Annotated in this window: 8 protein-coding genes; 3 read left to right on the plus strand and 5 right to left on the minus strand. The window is 71.5% G+C overall.

The features are described from left to right. Positions 1–8 precede the first annotated feature (8 nt). A complete protein-coding gene (locus I8N67_RS06495) occupies positions 9–1,424 on the plus strand; it encodes a HAMP domain-containing sensor histidine kinase (protein WP_200301614.1) in 1,416 nt (471 codons plus the stop codon). A 123-nt stretch (positions 1,425–1,547) separates the two neighbouring features. Here the strand turns inward: I8N67_RS06495 and I8N67_RS06500 are convergent, their stop codons facing one another. Further along, complete coding sequence (locus tag I8N67_RS06500) at positions 1,548–2,546, minus strand: TAXI family TRAP transporter solute-binding subunit (protein WP_200301615.1); 999 nt, start codon at positions 2,544–2,546, stop codon at positions 1,548–1,550. Positions 2,547–2,662: 116 nt separating this feature from the next. Beyond that, on the minus strand, positions 2,663–3,805 hold the full coding sequence (locus tag I8N67_RS06505; protein ID WP_307835166.1) for a peptidoglycan recognition protein family protein: 1,143 nt from the start codon (positions 3,803–3,805) through the stop codon (positions 2,663–2,665). 207 nt (positions 3,806–4,012) lie between these two features. Between I8N67_RS06505 and I8N67_RS06510 the strand changes: the two genes are divergently transcribed. Next, complete coding sequence (locus tag I8N67_RS06510) at positions 4,013–4,408, plus strand: pyrophosphohydrolase domain-containing protein (protein ID WP_200301616.1); 396 nt, start codon at positions 4,013–4,015, stop codon at positions 4,406–4,408. A gap of 38 nt (positions 4,409–4,446) precedes the next feature. Here I8N67_RS06510 and I8N67_RS06515 read toward each other — a convergent pair whose 3' ends face one another. The 3 genes from I8N67_RS06515 to I8N67_RS06525 form a co-directional block, all read right to left on the minus strand. Continuing rightward, a complete protein-coding gene (locus tag I8N67_RS06515) occupies positions 4,447–5,337 on the minus strand; it encodes a hypothetical protein (RefSeq protein WP_200301617.1) in 891 nt (296 codons plus the stop codon). A gap of 157 nt (positions 5,338–5,494) precedes the next feature. Next, the gene (locus I8N67_RS06520; protein WP_200301618.1) at positions 5,495–8,188 is read right to left on the minus strand and encodes a right-handed parallel beta-helix repeat-containing protein; all 2,694 of its coding nucleotides are present in this window, start codon (positions 8,186–8,188) and stop codon (positions 5,495–5,497) included. Beyond that, complete coding sequence (locus I8N67_RS06525; RefSeq protein WP_200301619.1) at positions 8,185–19,344, minus strand: APC family permease; 11,160 nt, start codon at positions 19,342–19,344, stop codon at positions 8,185–8,187. The genes I8N67_RS06520 and I8N67_RS06525 overlap by 4 nt, the downstream gene beginning before the upstream one ends. Before the next feature lie 303 nt (positions 19,345–19,647). Here I8N67_RS06525 and I8N67_RS06530 point away from each other — a divergent pair, with 303 nt between their 5' ends. Next, positions 19,648–21,900, plus strand: a complete 2,253-nt coding sequence (locus tag I8N67_RS06530) for a coiled-coil domain-containing protein (protein ID WP_200301620.1) — start codon at positions 19,648–19,650, stop codon at positions 21,898–21,900. The last annotated feature ends 99 nt before the right edge of the window (positions 21,901–21,999 follow it).

The following is a 21,999-nucleotide window of genomic DNA, read 5'->3' on the forward strand; positions in this document are numbered from 1 at the left end:
GTGCCCGCGTGCGCACTCGTCTTCTCCCGCTGCTCATCGTCCTGATGGCCGCCGTGCTGCTGGCACTCGGCGTCCCCCTGGCCGTGAGTCTGGCGGCCGCGCGGCAACAGGAGGTGGTCGTCGACCGCATCGACGACACGGCGCGCTTCGCGGCCCTCGCCCAGTTCGTCACCGAGTCGCCCGGCGGTTCCCGGACGAACGGCACGACCGACGGCCGTCAGCAGACCCTGCAACGCGAACTCGACCAGTACTACCGCGTGTACGGCATCAAGGCCGGTGTCTTCTACCGGGCCGGAAACGGCCGGGCCATGGCCAACGCCCCCTACAACTGGGAGGTGCCCACCGAGGGCGAGGGCCTCGCCGCGTTCGAGGAGGCGCTCCTGGGGCGCCGCCCGCACAACCCCGAACAGGTGTGGCCCTGGCAGCGCGGCCGGCTGGTCGTCGCCTCCCCGGTCATCCACGACGGCGATGTGGTCGCCGTCGTCGTCACCGACTCGCCCACCGGCCACATGCGCTCCAAGATCCTGCGCGGCTGGCTGGTCATCGGCGCCGGTGAGTTCGCCGCGATGCTCCTCGCCGTCGGCGCCGCGCTGCGGCTGACCGGCTGGGTTCTCAAGCCCGTACGCGTCCTCGACACCACCACCCATTCCATCGCCTCCGGACGTCTGAAGTCGCGGGTCGCCGTGGCCAGCGGCCCGCCCGAACTGCGGCGCCTGGCACGGTCGTTCAACGAGATGGCCGACAACGTCGAGGACGTCCTGGAGCAGCAGCGCGCCTTCGTCGCCGACGCCTCGCACCAACTGCGCAACCCGCTCGCGGCGTTGCTGCTGCGCATCGACCTCCTCGCCCTCGAACTGCCCGAGGGCAACGAGGAGATCGCCTCCGTGCGCACCGAGGGCAAGCGCCTCGGCCACGTCCTCGACGACCTGCTCGACCTGGCCCTCGCCGAGCATGTCGAGGCCGATCTGCGGCTCACCGACGTCGGCGAGCTGGCCACCGAGCGGGTGGCCTCCTGGTCGCCGGTCGCCGACGACAAGGGGGTGACGCTGGTCGGCGACTGCCCCGCCACCACCGCCTGGGCCGACCCGATCGCCCTGTCCAGCGCCCTGGACGCGGTGATCGACAACGCGCTGAAGTTCACACCCGCGGGGGAGAACGTCGAGGTGCGGGTCGCCTCCAACGGCGAGTTCTCCACGGTCGTCGTCACCGACGGCGGCCCGGGACTCAGCGACGAGGAGCTGGAGCGGGTCGGCGACCGCTTCTGGCGCAGCACCGCGCACCAGAACATCAAGGGCTCGGGACTCGGGCTCTCCATCTCCCGGTCACTGATCGCGGCGGGCGGCGGCGCCATCGCGTACGCCCACCACGAGCCCCACGGGCTGAAGGTGACGGTGACGGTGCCCCGGGCGCGCCCGGCAGCGTGAGCCCCCGGGCGCGCCCGGCGGCGTGAGAGGGCCCTTCAGGCCGGTGAGAGGCCTGCCGGGCCGCCCAGGCCTGCCGGTCCTCCCAGGACTGCCATGTCTCCCAGGGCTGTGGGCCCCTACGGCCTACGGCTTGACCGACCGGTAGTACCGCTTGGCGCCCTTCTGCAGGAGCAAGGGGTCCGTGTAGATCGCGGTGCGCAGGTCCACCAGTTGGGCCGCGTGCACGTCCTTGCCGATCCGGTCCCGGTTCTTGATGACCATGCGGGTCAGCCACTCCGTCAGCCGGGGATCCATGTCCGCACGGGTGATGAGCAGGTTCGCCACGGTGATGGTGGGCACCGTGGAGCCCCGCAGGATGGTCGGGTAGGCGTCGGCGGGCATCACGGAGGCCCGGTAGTGGACGAAGGAGTCGTCCTCGCCGTGCAGCTTCGCCACGAGCTCGCTCCCGAGCGGGATGAACCGGAACTCGTACCCCGTGTCCGCCAGGTCGGACAGGCCCCGCGTGGGCAGTCCGCCCGACCAGATGAAGGCGTCGATCCTGCCGTCGCGGAGCGCGTCGGGGGACGTGCGGATGGTGTCGGGCCGTGACTGGATGTCCTTGTCGATGTCCAGCCCCTCCGCCGCCAGCACGCGTCCCGCTATCAGCCGTACGCCGGAGCCCTCGGGGCCGACGGCCACCCGCTTGCCCCTCAGGTCCGCGATGGACTGGATCGGCGAGGTGACCGGGACGACCACCTGCACATAGTCGTCGTACAGCCGCGTCAGGCCGCGCAGCTTCCCGGCGCCGGGCTTGTCCTCCCCCACGTACGTCTGCACGGCGTCGGCCGCTGCGATGGCGAAGTCGGACTCCCCGGTGGCCACCCGGCTGACGTTCGTCTGGGAGCCGTTGCTGGACTTCAGCTCGATCGTCAGGCGTGGCATGTCCTGGGCGATCGCGGTCTTCATCTCCTGGCCGTACTGCTGGTAGACGCCCCCGGCGGCTCCTGTGCTGAGGGTGATCGTCCCGCTCGGGGGCTGCTCGTCGGGCCACAGCAACCACGCCAGCAGCCCGAGGACCACCAGCGAAGCCACCGAGCCCAGTAGCGCCTGCCGCCTGCCGATGCGGGGGAGTACCTGGACCATGCGCGAGATCCTGCCAGGTCACCGGGCGGGCGGCCAGGACGGGGGCCATCCGGTGCGAGCTCGTGACATCGGGGATGCCGGGCCCGCGCTCGACGGGCCCGGCACCGGAGATCCGGTCAGCGGCCGCCGGCCACGGCCGTGCGGAGGCGGTCCAGCTCCTGGTACATGACCTCGCCCGGGCACTCCGTCGCCATCCAGTCGCGGTGGCCGCTGATCTCCGCGACGTCCTTCTGGGTGCCGTTGACCGGGTTCGTGTACGTCACGCGGGCCTGCGGGTCGACGCCGTGCTGCCGGACCAGCACCTTCACCAGCCGGGTGAGCGACTCGCGGGCGGCCTCCTTGGCGCCCTGCTCGGTGAAGGTGCCCAGCAGGGCGATGCCGAGGTTCCCGGAGTTGAAGCCGCCGACGTGGAAGGCGGTGACCAGCTTGCCGTCGGCGTCGTGGGCGGGCAGGCCGTCGTCGCCGGAGTAGCGGCCCTCGTAGATGCGGCCCGCCTCGTCGATGAGGAAGTGGTAGCCGATGTCGCCCCAGTCGTTGGTGACCGCGTGCAGCTGGTAGATCGCGCGGACCGTGGCGGCCGGGTCGGGGTCGTCGTTGGCCATGGCCGTGTGGTGCACGGTGAGCGTCTGGAACGGGTAGAACGCGGTCGGCGAGTTCTCCGTGCCGTCCGCCTTGAACCGCAGCGACTCGTCGGCGCCCCACGCCGCCCGCGACAGGTACTCGACACCCCGGACGCGGGTGGGGTCGGACGGCACGGTGACCTTCCGGCCCGGCCCGTGACGGGTGTCGAGCGCCAGCGAGCGCAGCCCGGTGGCGCCGTCGGGCGCCTTCAGCTCGTACCCGGCGGCCCGGTCGGCCGCGATCAGCAGACCGCCGCCGTTGGCCACCGAGCAGCCGCCGTCGCCGAGCGCCCGCCACTCGCCCTGGCCGCCGTCGGCGTCGCGCAGCCGGATGCCGCCGCCGGTGGTCTCGTCGGTGCCGCCCCAGCGCACGCCCACGTAGCCGATGGGGAAGGCCGCCTCGACGGGCGCCTCACCCGTGGCCGCCTCGCTGCGGGTCTTCGGGAAGGTCTCGGTGGTCGTGCCCGCCTTCGTGTCGTCCGCGGCGGTGTTCGCCGTCTCGGAGTCGTCGGTCGAGGCCATCACGGTCGGCGTGATCACGGCACCGGCCGCGACCGCGCCGACGGCGCCGATGACGCTGCGGCGGGTCACCCGGGAGTTGGCCCGGTGGGCGGGGGAGGTGGGGGGCAGGTCGTTCACGGTGGGTCCTCAATCGCTCGGGGTGGTACCTGAAGATTCAACGGAGCGTACGGAGTCGGTCACCGGGTCCGACGGCCGCCCCCTGTCGCTGATGAGGCGTCAGAGGCGCGTGGGGCGAGGGGGCTTGCCTGCGTCAGGACCGTAGGGGACGGACATGGCTGACGGGGGCGGGGCGGTGGGCCGGCGGTGGATCGGTAGGGTCGGCGGATGAGTTCCTCTCCCGCCCGCCTGGTCCGCGAGTTCCACCGGGCCTTCGGCCTCGCCGCCCGCACCGCGCCCGCCGAGGTCTCGCCCGAACTGGCCGCCCACCGCGGTGAGCTGCTGGCCGAGGAGGCCGCCGAGGTCGCCGAGGTGGCGGTCGACGGCCCGCTCGACCGGCTCGCCCACGAACTGGCCGACGTCGTGTACGTGGCGTACGGGACCGCTCTCGTCCACGGCATCGACCTCGACGAGGTGATCGCCGAGATCCACCGCTCCAACATGACCAAGCTCGGCCCCGACGGCCGGGTCGCCCGCCGGGCCGACGGCAAGGTGCTCAAGGGCGACCACTACCGGGCGCCCGACGTGTCCGCGGTGCTGCGGAAGCAGGGGTGGACCGGGTGAGCGCCCTGAACGGGTGAGCGCCCTGAACGGGCGGGTGCTCAGAAGCGTCCGGAGAGGAACTCGTCCTCCGAGTCGTCGGCGACGGCGGTGACGGTGTAGTGGTCGTGGGCCGCGTCGCGCCCGCCCTGGTCGTGGTTGTACTGGACCTTGAAGACGTAGGTGCCGGCGGCGAGAGTGATACCCGAATTCAACGTCATGACGTACCCCAGCTGGTCGCTGGTGGAGTTCTGGCCCACGTCCATCTTGTCGCCCAGGGAGGTCCAGACGCCGGTGCTCGACACTCCGCCCGTCTGGATGACGCGGACGACGACCTTGAGCGAGGTGAGCGGCTTGGTGGACTTGACGGTGATGGCGCTCTGGTCCCAGTAGTCGTTGGAGTCGGCCTCCACGCTGCCGTCGGCCCACAGGTAGCCGGCCGTCGACTCCGACTCGGTGTTCTGGGTGGTCGAGCTCTTCTTCTCCTGGGTGCCGGTCGAGCCGGACGTGCCTCCCGTGGTGCCGTCCGAGCCGGACTCCGTGTCGCTGTCCGGTGTCGACTGCGCCCCGTCTCCCGTACCCGCACCCGCTCCGCCGGAGACGGGAACGTATACGACTTCGGGGCCGTCCTTGGCCGTGTCCCGCTCCTTCGGCGACGGGACGGCCGTCGCCTTCTTGGTGTCACCGTCGGAGGACTTCTTCTCGGCGGGCTTGTCGGCCGCCGTGGTCACCTTCTCGGCGGAGCCGCTGTCCCAGTCGATGGCGGCGACGGCCGCGGCGGAGCCGGCGATGACCAGGACCGCGGCGGCGGAGCCGCCGACCGCGTTCCATACCCGGCGGCCCGGCAGGAAGCCGCGGAGCGGGGTGCGGGTCTTCCGGGCGAACAGGTCGGCGAACTCGCCCTCACTGTGGTCGCTTTCCCGGTCGTCCTGGTGGGCGGGGGCGTGCGGCATGGAGTCGGTCCTCACGGGGTCGTCTTGCGGGGCGGGAGAGTTCGCGGATCGAACTGGGCGGGTTGGAAAAGCAGACTGACTGGGTTGGGGAAACAAACGAGCTGGGTTGGAAAAACAAACGGGCTGGGGTGGCGGGTGAACCGACCGAGTTCGAGGATCAGACCGACTGCGGGATGTCCTGCGGCCTGAGCGTCATCACGTCGGACTCCGAGGCCTCCGGCAGTTCGGCGATGCGGTAGGCCTGGCGTTCCGTCATCGCCTGGAACAGCTGGCGTGCCGTGCGGCCGTTGCCGAAGCCGCGGTCCCGGGGCATCGTGTCGAAGCGCCCGGTCAGCGCTTCGCGGGCGTCCGGGGTGAGCTCGTACTGGTGCTGCGCGGCCTGGTGCTCGACGATGCTGACCAGCTCGGCGCTGCCGTAGTCCTCGAAGAGGAGGGTGCGGTTGAAGCGGGAGGCGAGGCCCGGGTTGGAGCGGACGAACACCTCCATCTCCTTGAGGTATCCGGCGACGATCACCACGACGTCGTCGCGGTGGTCCTCCATCAGCTTCAGCAGGGTGGCGATCGCCTCCTGGCCGAAGTCGTTCGATCCGGAGTACTGGGTGAGGGAGTACGCCTCGTCGATGAACAGCACGCCGCCCCGCGCCTGTTGGAACACGCGTGTGGTCTTGGGGCCGGTGTGGCCGACGTACTCGCCGACCAGGGCGGAGCGGTCGGCCTCGACCAGGTGGCCGCGCTCCAGGAGTCCGACGGCGGCCAGGATGCGGCCGTAGAGCCGGGCGACGGTGGTCTTGCCGGTGCCGGGGTTGCCGGTGAAGACGAGGTGGCGGCTGAGCGGGGGAGGGGCCAGGCCCATCTCCTCGCGGCGGCGCACCATCCGCATCAGCTTCACCAGGGACGAGACGTCCTGTTTGACGCGGTCCAGGCCGGCGAGCCCGTCGAGTTCGGCGAGCAGGTCCTCGATGGTGTCCTCGGGGGGTGCCTCGGTCTCCCGTGCGGTGGTGGGCGTGTCTGTGCCCGGGTTCCCGGCCGCGGACAGGGCCTGTTCCGCGCCGGTCGGCAGGGACGGGTTCCGCACCTCCCGGGACAGGCAGTCGTCGAACACCGGCCGGGCGCCCTTCTCCAGCGCCACGTCCTCCTCGGTGTCCCGGACCAGACAGCCGCGCAGTACGGGCGCGCCGCCGGCCGCCACATGCAGCGCCGGGAAGGCCGTGCCGTCGCTGCCCGCGCCCGCGAAGACGCAGTCCTCGAAGGTGCCGCGGGCCTTCTCGCCGACGAACAGGCTGTTCTTGCCGGTCCGGGCCACCGTGACGGACTTGACCCGGGGCTCCGCCTGCGGGCCCACCACCAGGCCGGAGCCGGCGGCGTCCCGTACCGTGCAGCCCTCGATGCTGGGCGTGGCGCGTTCGCCGATCACCAGGCCCGCCGTACCGGTCCCGCTGATCCGGCAGTCCCGCAACACCGGTGTCGTTGCCGTGCCGCAGGAGATCCCGGCGCGCTCGGCGTCCGCGACGTCGCACTCCTCCAGGACCACCGTGCCGGTCGACTCGGTGGTGATCCCGGCCCGGCCGCGCACCACGGAGAGGCCGCGCATCCGCGCCTCGGCCGCGCTGTCGATCCGTACGCCGGAGAGCCCGCAGTCGGTGATGCGGCCGCCCTCGACGGTGAGCCCGGCGCGGTCGGTGGCCCGGATCCCGTGCTCCGGCGTGGACGCGATACGGCACGACGTGAGCGTCACCCGGGAGTCGTCGCAGGCGTGCACCGCGCTGAAGGAGCAGGCCGTCAGGTCGCCGGCGGCCATGCGTACCTCGGAACGGTCGCCCGCCAGCAGGCCGTTCGCGCGGCTGCCGGTCACCGAGGTGCCCTCGGCGGTCAGCCGGGCGGAGCCGCGGGCCACCAGACCCGAGCCGTGCGCCCGGTCGACCTGGCAGTCCACCAGTTCGGCGCGGCTCTCGCCGTCCGCGCTGACCCCGGGCCCCGAGCCGTCCCGCAGCCGGCAGTTCAGCAGGGTCACCTCCCCGGTGCCGGAGACGGCGACGCCGTCCGTGCCGGTGCGCAGGATCTCGCAACGGGCGAGCAGGACCCCGCCGTCCGCGATCTCCCGGCCCTCCCCCTGCTCCCGGTCCTCGGGGCGCGGTGAACTGCCCAGTACGCGTACGCCCTCGGCCGCCGTCTCCGCCACGCGGCAGTCCAGTGCGGTGACGGCCGCCTCGTCCTCGACCAGCAGGCCGCTGCGGCCCGGCCCGGTGATGCGGCACTCGCGCAGCAGCGCCCGGGCGCCGCTCCGGACGCGGACACCGGACCCGGTGACCCGGCGTACGGTCAGCTCGGTGGCCTCGGCGTCGGTCCGGGAGCCGATGACGACTCCGGTGCCCTCGATGTCCTCGACCACGACCCGCGTCAGCCGGGCCGACCCGGTGGTGTTGAGGTGCACGCCGGCCAGCTCGGCCCCCGACACCCGGCAGTCCGTCAGGGTGAGGGACGCGTCGGCGCCCGCCTCGACGCGGCCGCCGGTGATCGCGCAGCCGACCAGCTCCAGGTCACCGGCGCCGGCCAGCACGGCGGGCAGGCCGGGGTCCTGGCCGGTCAGGGCGATGCCCTCGACCCGTACGCCCGGGGCGGCGACCTCCAGCACGGGCCGGCCGGGGGACGCGGCCAGCACCCGTACGGCGTGCTCCGGGCCGTCCTCGGGCAGCAGGAGCACCGCGCGGTCGAGGAGCAGGTGCTCGACGTACTCGCCCGGCGCGATCCGGATCTCGTCGCCGTCGCGGGCGGCGCGCAGGGCGGAGGCGATGCTGCGGTGCGCGCCGCGGCCCTTGGGGGCGACCCGGTGCACGGTGGCGGTGGCGGTCACAGGAGTTCCGATCCCTCGATGGGCGAGACGGGTGTGGCGGTTGAGCCGGCCGAGCCGGCCGAGCCGGCCGTGGCGGCGGCCGGTTGCTGCGTCGCCGTGGTGGACGACGTGGCGGTGGTCGTGGTCGTCGTGGGCTGGGCCGGGAAGAGGCGGCCGGGGGCGGGCAGATCGTTGCCGTTCTTCCTGTCCTGCTCGGCGATCAGCCAGTTGATGTACCTGGCGAGCACGGACTCGCTCCAGGTCACGCCCAGCTCGGGGAGGCCGCCCTTGTGGAAGACGCGGGCGCCGGTGGTGAGGTGGAAGGCGTTCCTCGCCAGGCCGGTGGTGACACCGATGAACGCGGAGGCGCCCGCGCCCCACAGTCCGGCCAGCAGGGCGTCGGCGCCCTTGACCTCGTTGCCGTTGACGCCGAAGACCGACGCGCTGATGGCGTTGCTGACGAAACCGCTGAGCGCGCTGGTGGTGATGCCCACGGTGTTGGCGTAGGTGGCGTTGCGCCAGCGGGTCGGCTTCTCCTGGGCGGCCCAGTCGGTGGCCCAGTCGTCGGTGTTGGAGTTCATGGACTGCTTGGGGTGCCCGCCCCAGTCGCGGGCGCCCATGCTGTTCTTGAAGTAGCCGAGCGGTGTGCGGTTGTGGAGGACGTTGAGGCCGGTGTTGAAGGTGCCGCCGACCGCGCCGTTCAGCAGCGCCCTGTAGACGTCGAGCGGGGTGACGCTGCCGTTGCCCATGGTGGCGGCGGTGATGGCCAGGGTCGCGGTGAACTCGGTGATGAAGCCGGTGCCGAAAGTGAGTAGCGCGCCCCGCAGTTCGCGCTGCCACACGGGCATCTCGGCCGAGATCCCGTCCTTCACGCCGGTGAGCACCCCGTGCCAGGGGTCCTGGACCTCGCGCAGCAGACCCAGCGCCTCGATCTCCGCGCCCCGGAAGTCGGTCTCGCGGCCGATGACCCGCCAGCCGGTGTCGCCGGGCAGGCCGACCTCGTCGCCGATGCGGGGCAGGGCCCCGGCCAGGTACTCGGGGACGTAGGCCGGGCCCGAGGTGCTCAGCCGGCCGAACGCGTCGGTCTTCCAGACCCGCCCGGTGAAGGTCCGCTGCTCCACCAGATGGCCGTCCTGGAACTCCCGCCACTGACCCCATTGCTTGTCGACCTCACGGAACCGGCCCGGCGTACCGTCCACGGCGACCCGCTCCCGGAACACCTTGCCGAGGTCGTACTCCTTCCACACCTGCGAGTTCACCCGCACCGTGGTGGGCGGCTCGAACTGACGGGCGGAGTGGGAGATGAGATCCCGTAGTGAGGGGGTGGTCGGCAGGGTGGTGGGCCGCTCGGGGGCGACGATCCTGTAGTCGAACTCGCGGACCCGGCCACCGGCGTCCCGCAGCCGCACCACCTGGTTTTCCACGAGGTCCCGCCAGCGGCCGCCGCCCGCGATGCCGTCGTACACCCGTGTCCCCTCGGAGTGGACCGTGCCGTCGGCGGCGGTCCTCGTCCACTTCCAGGTGCCGTCGGACTGCTTCACCGCGTCGATCCAGGAGCCCCCGATGTCCGTGGCGTTGCGCTCGCGCACCACGTTGCCGAGCCGGTCCAGGTCGACGAAGGAGTCGTCCCAGGTCTTCGAGTAGAACGAGCCGCGGTTCTGTTTGCGGAGGCCGTCGGCGACCGCGGTGGCCGGGTCGTCGGTGGAGAAGGCCCGCCAGGTCCAGGAGGTGCGGTACGGGCTGCCGGACGACTCGACGATACGGCCGTCGATCAGGTCGCGGCGGCCGGTGACGTGCAGCAGGGAGTTCCTGTCGACCCAGGTGCCCGCCCTGTCGTCGAGGGAGAGGTCCCGGGTGGAGGGCGCCTCGAACAGGTACTCGCGCGTGTCGCGGCCCTCGCTGCGCAGCCGTACGCGTTCGACGCCGTTCTCGTCGGTGAAGAGGTCCCGCCAGCGGCCGTTGCCGTCGACATGGCGGGTACCGGTGGTGCCGCTCGTCGTGTCCCGCCAGGACAGCTCGTACGAGCCGCCGTCGCGGTACTCCGGCACGGGCGCCCAGCGGGTGGGGTCGTCCAGGCTTCGGCCGACCTCGATGACGTCGCCGTTGTCGAGCTTGCGGGTCTCGCGCACGATGCGGCCGTACTGGTCGATGTCGATCCAGTTGGGGCCGGTCGGGTTGAGCCGGACGCCGGTGACCGCGGTGCCGTCGGCGGCGGTCTGGGTCCAGTGGCTGACCCGGTGCAGGGAGTCACCGGCGAACAGGTCGCGGAAGAACCCGTCGAACGGGCTGCGGCCGGCCGCGCTCTTCCAGAGGAACGCCGGGGGCCGCATCTCGGCGTACCTCTTCACCAGCAGGCTGCCGCCGTCCGTCAGCGTCTCCAGGCTCTCGATCTGGGCGTTCGCCAGACCGTGGCCGGTGTAGGCGCCCGCGTCGATCCGGCCGCCGGCGGGCGCGTGCCCCGGCACCACCGAGAACTCCTGGTACATGCGTGAGCCGTGCAGTCCGCTGAACGGCCAGACCGAGCCCCGCCGTTGGGCCACTGTCGCCGTGCCGGTGGCCGGGTCGAGGAAGGTGTCCCGGAAGCCGACGTGGTCCAGGTTCCAGTGCCGGGTGCCGGACAGCGACTCGGCGCCGTCCTTGCCGAAGCGCTGCCACGACCACTCGCCGCCCGGGCCCTTCTCGGCGCGGACGAGACCGCCGTCGGAGCCCTTGGTGTACGTCCGCACGTCACCGGCGTTGTCGAGCAGCCGGCGCCAGGAGCCGGACGGCACGTCGTGGAGGGTGCGCATGTCGGCGTCCCCGATCCGCCGGCCGCTGCGGAAGGTGTCCCCGGCGCTGTTGAACTCCGTCCAGCGGGCTTGCCCGAAGCGGTCCCGGGAGAGGTGCAGGACGTTGCCGTTCCTCAGGGTCTCGCGTTCGAAGAGGGTCACCTTGCCGGGGTCGGCGCCGGTCAGCCTGAACTGGCCGGTGCCGGACCGCTCCACCTTGGCGATGTCGAAGCGGCCGGTGAGCGAGGTGCCGGAGGGGTCGGTGCGGACGGCTGTGCCGGAGACGTGGTCGATCTTCCAGAAGTCCCCGGTGAGAGTCGAGCCCTTGCCGCGGATCGCGATGGTCTCCTCCAGCAGCGTGCCCGCCGGGTCGAACACCGTTCGCTCCAGCGGGTGGGCGCCCTTTCCGGTGGGGACCAGGGCGATCCGGCCGTCGTCCAGGACCTCCGCGCGCAGGCCGGGGAATTCCCGACCCGCCGAGTCCAGCACCCGCGGTGCGCCGCCGGGGGTGTCGGCGTCGAAGCGCAGGACACCCCGGTCGGCGGGCAGCCGCAGGTCCCGCAGGGCGACGACGCCTTCGGCACCGTAATGCCAGCTGGTGGTGCCCGCCGCGTCGGTGAGGGTGAAGCCGCCGCGCGGGTCCGTGCCGGGGGCGGGAGTGAAGCCGTCGGCCGTGCGGGTGCCCACGAAGTCGAGCGCGTCCGGCGTCCAGGGTCCGCCCTCGGCCGAGCGGCCCGTGAGGCCGACCTTCAGCCCGTCCAGGTCGCCGGGGCCGCCCCGGAGGAACACCTCCTGGTAGCGGAGTTCGCGGTTCGGGCCGAAGCCCAGCGTCACGTCCGACGGGTCGTGGTGGACGGTGTAGCGGCTGCCGCCGGGCCCGCCGTGCGGTGCGGGGGTGATGGTGAAGTCACCGATGACCCGGCCCGTGCCGCCCTGCGCCACCGACCGGAGGTCGTCGAGCCGGGTCGCCAGGGGCAGGTCGAAGTATCTGCCGAGGGTGGTGACGGCCTCCTGCCGCAGCGCCTCGCGGGCCTGACCGGTCAGGGTCCTCAGCTGGTCGTTCAGCAGCTCGGGCCGCAGGCCGAACCGGTTCAGCGATTCGGCGGCGTCCCCGGCGAACCGCTGTACACCGGGCAGATCCAGCGACGGGAGGGCGGCGGGGTCGGGGTCCAGGAAGTCCATGGCTCGCTGGATGCCGGACAGGTCGCCCGGGGCGCCCTCGGGCAGCGTACGCGGGCCGAGACCGGACGCCTCGTCGAGCGTACGGTCGAAGATCCGCGCCAGGTCGATGCCGTTCAGCGCGTCGCCCAGTACGTCGTCCGGGACTCCCTCCTCGGGGACCGAGCCGAGCGGGAAGCGTTCGCTCAAGTCGCCGCCGAAGTCGCCGAGTTCGTCGAGCCGCACCGGTGGGGTGCCGGGCGCCGCGTCCTCGGTGAAGCGCAGGAAGCCGGAGCCGTCCGGGTCCGCCAGGTCGCGGAGGGCGAGGCGGCCGGTGTGGTCGAAGTGGAAGCGGGAACCGGTGACCGTGTCGGTGAGGGTGAAGCCGCCCGGCAGGCGTCCGGCGAGCGAACCGCTCATAGGGGTGAGCCGCACGGAGGCGGTGGCTCCGGAGGGGCCGAGCACATCGCCCATGACCCGCACGGTGCCGTCCGCGCCGGGGGCGATGGTCACCTGGAGCCGCAGTCCCTCCGGCAGGCCGTCGAACGCGAGAGCGGTCTCCCGGCCGAGGAAATCGCCCTCGGGACCGAACGTGAACCGGGTCGTGCCGGTCGGGTCGACGACCGCGAACCTGCCGCTGTCGTCGAGCATTTCGACCGTGAAATCCGAGGCGCGCACCGGCCCGGTCCCGCCGGGGGTGCGGTCGGCCAGTTCCAGCCGGTACGAGCCCGGCGGTGTCGTGTCGGTCTCCGGGAGGCGCGTCACACGCAGGTCGAAGTCCGCCAGGTCGTCCACGCCGGACAGAGGCACGTTCAGTTCGTCGGGGGACAGGGGCCCTCCGCCCGGGCCCGGCCTGGTGAGGGCGGCCGGATCGTCCACACGGGACAGCGGCCCGTCCGGTGCGTGCCGGAGCTCACGGCCAGGATGCCGGAGGTCGTCGAGCCGTGCCTGCAAGGCCTCCAGGTCAAGATCCGACAGGTCGCTGAGTTCCGAGAGCGAGTCGGTGCGCGGCGAGTCCGGCCCCAGGACGCGGTTGAGTTCGTCGGTGGACAGGGGCTGCCCGTCGGGGCCCAGCCTGCTCCAGAGGTCCTCGACGACTGTCCGTTGCTCCATGTCGAGGTCGCCGAACTCCGGGAGCGCGTCGGTGCGCGGCGAGTCCGGACCCGTGAGGCGGTTGAGTTCGTCGAGGGGGCTGCGCACGCCGGCCGCCTCGTCGAGCGTACGGCTGAAGATCCGCGTCACGTCGTCCGGCGCGAGGCCGGTGTCACCCAGGTCGTCGAGCCGGACCGGCGGGGTGCCGGGCGCCGCGTCCTCGGTGAAGCGCAGGAAGCCGGAGCCGTCCGGGTCCGGCAGGTCGCGGACGGCGAGGGTGCCGGTCGCGTCGAAGTGGAAGCGGCTGCCGGTGACCGTGTCGGTCACGGTGAAACCGCCGGGCAGTCGTCCGGCGAGCGAGCCGTCCGCCGGGGTCAGCCGGAAGGAGCCGGTGAGGTGTGACGGGCCGGTCAGTTCGAACACCCTCGTCGTGGTGGAGCCCGCGCCCGGGGTCAGCGTCACCTTGATCCCGAGGCCGGCGGGCCCGTCGAGGCCCGGCAGCGTGAGCGGCATCTCCTGCTGACGCAGCAGGCCACCGGGTTCGAACCGCCACACCGCCGTGAGACCGTCCGTGCCCGGCACGGGCACCCGCACGGTCAGCTCGCCGAGGACGCCGGACGCGTCCTTGAGGGGGGTCACGGCGGAGCCCGGGACGGGGACCCCGTCCGGGCCGACGACCTGCGGCATCGGGTTGAGGGCGTCGTCGGTGAAGCGCAGCGAGAGGTCGGTGCCGTTCAGCGGCAGTTCGCGGTGTTGCAGGTGTCCCAGGGCGTCGAACTGCCAGCGCACACCGCCCTCGGGGCCGGCGATGCTGAGGCCGCCGCCCTCCCGGACGGTCACCGTCACCTCAGGCAGCCGCACCGGACCGCTCGGGGCGCCGAAGTCGACCACGTCGATCCGGAACGACGCGGGCGTCGTCCCGGCCGCCGGGAGCTCCGTGATCCGCAGCCGCAGGTTCGTCAGTTCGTCCGCCCCGGACAGGGGCATACCGTCGAACCGGGCATCGAAACCGGCCCGTTCCGGCGTCAGGTTCGGACTAGGCAGATCCGTGATCGTGAGGCGTTCCAGCCCGCCGAGGCCGTTCAGCTCACCGAGGCCGTCGAGCGTCGTCAGCGGGCCGACCGTCGTCTCCGGCACCACCGTCCCGGACGCGTCCAGCCGGATCGGCGTAGCCCCGTCCGTCGGCAGGTCCACGAACCGGCCGCCCTGGTCGAAGACGAACCGCGTGCCGGTCGCCGTGTCGGTCACCGCGAAGCCGCCGGGCAACCGCTGGGCCAGATCCCCTTCCAGCCGTACGACGGTGAAGGCGCCCTCGCCCGCCCGGGGCACGGTCAGCCGGGACGACGGGACCACCCCGCCGCCCGGCAACTGCGTGAACGTCGTGGTCAGCCGGGCCCCGGTCAACGGACTGTCGGTGAGGCCGGACAGCGTCACCTGCTCGGACAGCCGCGTACCGTCCAGGTCGAACCGGCCGATCCATGCCCCGTCCGGTGACTGGACCCGGACACCGGTGACCATGCCCAGCGCGCCCCGGACCGGTTCGATCACCGTACCGTCGGACAGCGGCAGTCCGTCCGTGCCGACCACCCGGGGAAGCGAGCCCGGCCCCGGCTCGGCCTCGAACCGGAGAAAGCCGTCCGCGCCCGGGAACCGGAGGTCACGGAACTGAAGGACCTCGTCCGCGGTGAACACCAGGCGTACGTCCCCGAGCTCGTCGGTGAGCATGGCCCCGCCGTGGTCCAGTGGCGTCCGCTGCCACTCCAGCCGAATGCCCGGCGCCCCGGTGACCTGCTGCGGGTCCAGCAGTACCGTTTCGCTCCGGGGTGTGGGCGCGTCGAAGCGGTCCAGGCGGAACTCGTCCGAGAGAGGGCCGAGGTCCGTCGGCGGGCCGTCCGTGCCGACCCTGGTGACGGCACCGTCCGGGGCACCGACCTGCGGCTCCGGCAGTCGGCCGGAGTTCGTGCCGGCCGGAGTACGCCACTCGACGGAGACGTCCTTCACCTCGAAGTCCGTCTTGAACGTGTCCGACAGACGGAGCTTGCCGGCGGCTTCGTCGAGGCCATGGAGCGCGTCACCGACCGGCACCGTGCCACCGGCGACACCGGACCCGGTCGCCCTGGGGTACGGACCCTCCAGGTAACTCTTGGGAATGATGCCCTTGATCAGCCACTCCTGGTCGCGGGTGGTGTTCAGCAGGACGCGGACATCTCTGGCGATCTTGGCGGTCGCGTCCTTGCCGCCCTGGCCCACGGCGTCGTTGTTCCTGAGGAATGCGAGGACGTCCTTCCGGGAGCTGTTCCCGGTGAGTCCCGAGAAGTCGAGACGCTTCCCGAGGTTCCGTTCGATCTGGTCGCTGATCAGCTGCTGGAGGTCCCAGGCCGGGAGAATTCCCGCGTTCTGCAGCTTCCCGGCCCTGATGTCCGTCCCCAGCTTGAAGACGTCGAGCGTGAACTCCGTGTTGCCGTACACCTTCTCGCCGCCGAACACGGCGAATGAGGTGAAGGGACTGTTGCTTTTCCGAATCGCGTTCTCGGCACCTGCCACATGTTGGAAGGCGGTGGTCCTGCCGTCCGGGTTGGCCGGGACCATTCCGATCTCGGGATCGAAGTGCGACTTGCGTAGGCCCTTGGTGTCGACCTCCAACGCGTGGAAGTCGTCCTGCCGGACGAGCTTGACACCGCGCAGTCGCTCCAGGTCGACGTTCGACATGAAGAAATCGTCCGTCTTGAGTTCCAACCGTGGGGTTTCCAGGGGCGGCAGCCCGGAACCGGAGGCCCGGCCCGAGGACTCCAGCATGTCCACGGGCGCCGTGGTCGGTGTGATGGTGGCCGGCGCGTGCGGTACGAATTTCAGGGAGTCGGTGGTCGGATAGGGACCCGTCAGATACTGCTTCGGAATGGCCCCCTGCACGAGCCAGGTGTTGTCGCGGCGTACCTGCAGCAGTGTCTTGATGTCCGACGTGACCGAGGCGGCCGACCTCTTCGGCACGCCGTTTTCGGCAAGGAATTTCTTGATCTCGTCGTTCTTCGTCGTGAAGGTGAACCTCGACGGGATCTCCAGAGTCGAGTCCCCGACGGTGAGCCGGATCTCCTTGAGGATCTCCTGCTGCACTTGGGTGCTGGAGAGGATCCGCACATCCCTGACGCTCTGCGCGCCGGCGTCGATGTCGTTGCTGAGGGATACCAGATCGAGCCCGATCTCGCTGTCCCCGAAGGGCTTTCCGATGCTGCCGGGCGGGGAGAAAGCGGTGAACTGGCCTTTCTCCTTGAACACCTTGGCGTTGGCCGTGGACACCGCCTGGAGCGGTGTGATGGTGCCGTCGATCTTGACCGGTACGAGACCGTCCGCAGTCAGCCGTGTCTTCATGCCGGACTTGCCCGCCACCGCCGAGAAGTCCATGTCCTGCCGCACCAGCCAGTGGATCTGCGGCGCGGACGGCGTCGCCACCTCCGGCGTGACGGGCACCCGCACCGGATCCACACCCTGCGGGACGGCCGACGGACCCGCGGGCGACTCCAGCCGGACCGGGATGTCGGCGAGCACGGTCCTGCCGTCCGGGCTGATCCTGGTGACGAGGCCGTCGGTCCCGGTGACGGTGAAGACGCCGTCGCCCATCCGCACCTCGACGTCGGGAACGATCCCGGAGTCCGTCCTGAGGACCCAGTTGACGCTCTGCCCGGGTTCCATGGTGATCCACTGACCGGTGGGCCGCCCCAGGTCGTCCAGCAGCCGCAGCTCACCCGTCGGCAGGTTGGCGGCCGGGCCGTCCAGGCGGGTCATCATCACCGTGATGTCCCGCTGGACCGTGTTCAGGTTCATCCCGAGCCGGTCGAACTGGATCCGGGCCCGGTTGAAGTCCAGTCGCGCGCCGTTCAGGTCCAGCTCCGCCTGGGCGCGGCTCAGCGGCGGTATGTCGGTGCGGCCGGTGAGCTCGGTGAGCCGGCTGCCGGCGGTGTCCAGCTGGAACTGGGCGGACTGGGTGCGCAGCCAGGTCTGGAAGCGGTCGGTCGCCAGCTTGCCGGTCGCCCCGCCGGTGACGATCTCCCGGAGAGTGAGGGGCGGGAGGGCGGGGTTCGTCGTGACCGGGGCCGTGACGAGGTCCGTCCTGACCGGTCCGAGGCCGAGGAGTTCGCGTGCGGTGCGGCTGGCGTCGGTGGTGTCGGGGATCAGCCGTACGAGATCGTCGAGCTTGAGGCCCAGGTCGTCCAGGCGGTCGGGGCCGGTCGTCGCGGTCAGCGTCGGCACCCGGGTGTCGGCGGGGCCGAGCACCTCGACCGTCACCCCGTCCTTCAGCTGGACCCGGACGTCCACCGGGTCGGTCTTCCCGACGCGCAGGACCACGCTCTGCGGGGTGACGTTCACCAGGTCGATCTCGCCGTCGAGGACCTGCCGCACCTGGACCTCGGTCAGGCCCCCGAGCTTGCCGTCGAAGCTGAGCGGTGCCAGGTCGGCCAGGTCGTCCAGGGGCTTGAGCAGTCCGGCCCCGGTGCGCTCCAGGCCCGTCAGGGCGTCCAGGTCCCGCAGCTGGTCGACCGTGCTCCGCGACGGCAGCAGAGGGATGAGCCCGAGGCGGTCGCCGAAGGGGACCGTGCCGACCGGCAGCCCCACCGTGTCGAGGGAGTCCAGCGTGCTCAGCCGGCCGCCCAGCTCGTCGAGGCGGCCGGGGAAGCGGATGGGGTCCGGGCCGGGCAGGGAGCTGAACCCCGGCGCACCGGGGGCCATGGTCCGTCGTACCGTGAGGTCGGCCAGTTCGTCGAGGGTGTCGTTGAACTCCGGGGTGCCGGGCACGGCGAGCTTGCCGGTGGTGGTGTCGCCCGCCGGGCGCAGGGCTGCGGTCGGGTCCAGGCCCCGCCCGGTCAGGTCCGCGAGGTCCCCGCCGAGTGCGCCCGTCCTGGTGAGCGGGGAGACGCTCCGTGAACTCCAGTGCAGGCCGCGCTCCACGAACCCCATGCGGAAGGCGCTCCGGTAACCGAGCTGGGCTATCTCCCCGTATCTGAGCGGCAGCAGCGCGGACATCGTGAGCCGGCCCAGGCTCATGATCGAGAAGACGCCCAGCCGCAGGGCCGTGTTGCCGCCGATGAACGCCGTGGACTGGGCGAAGTCGCGGCTCACCGCGGACCAGCCCCGCTGCCAGGTGCTCCGGGTGAACCCGCCCATGTACCGCAGCGTGGACGCCAGCGCGCCGGGGGCCTTGGAGAAGACCCGGGGCAGCGCGGACAATCCGGAGAGGGCCCGGCCGCCGAGCCCGCCGAGACCCCCGCCGAGCCTGGCCAGACCCTGGCCGGTCAGGGTGAGCAGGGCGCGGGGCGAGAACAGCGCCCGGCCGCCGCGGAACAGCAGGCGCCCGCTCGCGGAGAGGGCGCCGCTCAGGGCCTTCGCGCCCGAGGACATCATCCGGGTCAGTCCGCCGAGGGTGGTGAGGCCCTTCGTCGACGGGAACAGGATGCCGAGGAAGGCGAGGCCCAGGCTGAGGGCGTTGCCGTTGCCCATCGCGTAGTCGACCAGTGCCTTGGCGAAGAGGACCGCGCCCAGTCCGAAGGCGATCAGCCCCAGCGGGCCCGTCACGACGGCCGCCAGGAGGGTGAGGACCAGCGTCACGATCTCCAGGACCTTGAAGAACGTGGAGACGAACTTCTTCCAGAAGCTCTGCTTCGGCTTCTTGACGGGCCTCGACACCAGGCGGGACGCCTCGCGGAGGGTCTCCTCCAGGATCTTCGCCTCGGCCTGGATGGTGTCGACCTCGGCGTCCACCTCGCCCCGCGCGCGGGTCAGTTCCGGATCGTCCTCGGCCAGCGGCTGTCCGCCGACCCGCTCCAGCGCGGCGACGGTGTCGGCGGCGTTCTCCGCCCGGTCCCGCGCGTCCCCGAGGGCTCGCGCGTACCGGGCCGTGGCGGTGGCGGCCATGTCGAAGGAGCGGTTGACGTTCGCCATGAACGTCTTCAGTTCCTCCTTGACGTACTTGCGCAGGGCGTCGGCGGTCCGCCCCTCGAAGCCCCCGTCCTCGGCCTTCGCCAGCAGGGTGTCGAGGCCGCCGCTGACCCGCCCGGCCAGATCACTCAGCTCCCGCAGCTCCTTGGTGACACCGTCCATCACCCCGGGGGCACCCGTCACCGGGTTGCCGGAGAACCCGACTCTGCTCCACTCGTCGGAGGTGGCCAAGGAAATCCTCCACGGTGTCCAGGACCTGGGGGCCGCGCCGATGTGCCGAGACGGCTCGCTCCCCGGCTCACGCGCGAGGGGCGCCGCAGTACGGAAGGCAGACGCACGGGTGCGGCCCGAGGGTTCACAGAAGTGGCGTACGCCACAGCGCTCGACCCTGCTCCCCCCTGCTCCCACCTCGGGCCCGCCACGTTCTTCGCCGTTCGGAGGGCTCTGTGCGGAATCTCTTTGAACCATCCGGACCCGACTCTCCGTCTACACAGCGACCTCGCCCGAGAGCTTCCCGATGAAAGGACGGCAGCCGTGGTCCGTGTTTCCTATGACTACGACCTCATGACCGTCCTCGCGCGCCACCTCTGGCACCTCCGCGACGAACTGGACGTCGCCTCGCAGACCGACAAGACGTTCGCGGCGGCGGACATCGGCCCCCGCCGTGAGACGGCCGAGGCGCTGGAGGACTTCTACGGCGCCTGGAAGAAGTCGTTCCACGAGGGCTGGCAGGTCATGACGGACCTCGGGAATCTCCTGGACAAGGCGGGCAAGGCCTTCTACGACCAGGACGCCTCCCACGCCGCCGGAGCGGCTCAGCAGGTCACCGGCCAGGTCCGGAACGAGGCCACCAGGCACAACGAGATGCGCCGGCAGGAGCTGAACAACCGCCAGCGCGCGGACCGGGCCCGCGAACTGGAGGCCCAGTACAAGATCCAGCAGGCGCGGCTGAAGAAGGAACAGGACGCGCTGGTCGAGAAGCAGCGGAAGATCGACGCCGAGAGCGCGGCGCAGCAGAAGCGGCAGGAAGATCTCATCAAGGAGCAGGAGGCGCTGGCCGAGAGGCAGGCACCCCTGCTGAAGGAACAGGACGAACTCCAGCGCAAGCAGCAGCTGCTCTGGCAGGAGGAGAAGGAACTCCTCAGGCAGCGAGACGAGAAGCTCCAGGTCAAGCGGGACGAACTCCAGAAGGAGTACGACGCCCTCCGCAAGGACCAGGAGCCCCTCCTGAAACGGCAGGAGGAACTCCAGCGCGAGCAGCAGGAGCTCTGGCAGGAGGAGAAGGCCCTCCGGGAGGAGCAGAACGCGGTCCTGGAGCGGAAGACCGCCGCCCTGGAGGCGGAGCAGAAGGTCTACGACGGCAAACAGGACGCCCTCCAGGAGAAGCAGGAAGCCCTCTCGCGGGAACGCGAAACGCTGTTGAGCAAGGGGAATGCCACCCAGGCGGAACTCGACGACTGGCAGCGCAGACAGGACGCCCTGGACGAGGAACGGGACGCCCTGTGGGAGGCGGAGGGCAAGGGCCTCGCGACGCGGTGGGACGCGCTGGAGCAGGAACAGCGCGACCAGCAGAAGGCGTTCGACCCGCTCAACGAGCGGCAGAAGGCGCTGGACGCGGAGCGCGAGGCGCTGAGCCGCGACCAGAAGCCCCTCTCCGAGCGACAGGAGGAACTCCAGGGCAGGCAGAAGGACCTGTGGGCCCTGGAGAAGTCCACGCAGGAAGAGGTCACGGACGCCTCGAAGACGGCCCAGGACGGCCTCGACGCGGAACGGGCCGACCTCCAGACGCGGCTGGATCCCCTGGACCAGGAGTCGAAGGACCTCCAGGACCGCCAGAAGGAACTGTGGGACGACCAGTCGAAGACCGAGGACGCGCAGACGAAGCTGGGCGAGGAAGAGCAGCCCCTGCTGCAATGGCAGCAGGACATGCAGGAGACCTTCGAAAAGAAGTCCGACGAACTGCGCGACTGGGATCCGGAGAAGGACGCCGACGTCGGCCGGCTCAGGGGAATGCGGGGTCAGCTGGACGATCTGCCCGAGGAGGCCTTCGTCCCCACGGGCTACACCATCGAGGACGCCAACAGCACCACCACGGTGTCGTACCAGCTCGACGAGAACGGTGAGATCAAGGTCGACAAGAACGGCGACCCCGTCGAGACGACGACCACCGTCACCAACAAGAACACCGGGCTGTCCTACTCGGAGACCTACCACGCGCTGACGCGCGACGGGGACTCCGTGACGACGATCCGCAGCTCCGACGGCTCCGTCACCAAGATCTACACGGACTCCGCCCCCGAGGGACAACCCGACGGGTGGTCGATGCGTTACGTCACCGACGAGACGGGCCGGGACACCCTCCAGATCTGGACCAAGCGGCCGGACGGCGAGTGGGAGTTGACCATGGACAAGGAGTCCTACCTCAACTCCGAGGCCGGCAAGGAGGACGCCCAGCAGCGGCTGGCCAGGCCCCCCGCGTACCTCACCGTGGAGAACCCGGTCGTCGACGCGGACGGCCGTCCGTCGGGTCCCTCCGACGGGGGGCGGACGACCACGGTGCAGGAGGGCGTCACCCGGACCGACTACACCGCCCCCGACGGCTCCGTCACCAAGGTCGTCACGGACGAGATCGGGGGCGTCCGCTATGTGGCCGGCCAGAACAACGAGATCCAGGAGATCTGGCAACGCGCCGAGGACGGGTCCTGGTACCTGAGGGAGTCCGTCACGCAGCACGAACGCATCAGTGCCGAACCGCCCCTCGGAACCCTCGGGGAGAACGCGCGCTGACCCCCGGGGGCGCCTCGCCCCCACCCCGAAGCTCCCGGCGCGCGTCTCTCCGGCGCCGCCGGGTCCCTCGCGCACCGGACGACCGGTGCGCGGCAGGCA

Origin of the sequence: Streptomyces adelaidensis, from assembly GCF_016598475.1 — a bacterium.
Lineage (GTDB): Bacteria > Actinomycetota > Actinomycetes > Streptomycetales > Streptomycetaceae > Streptomyces > Streptomyces adelaidensis.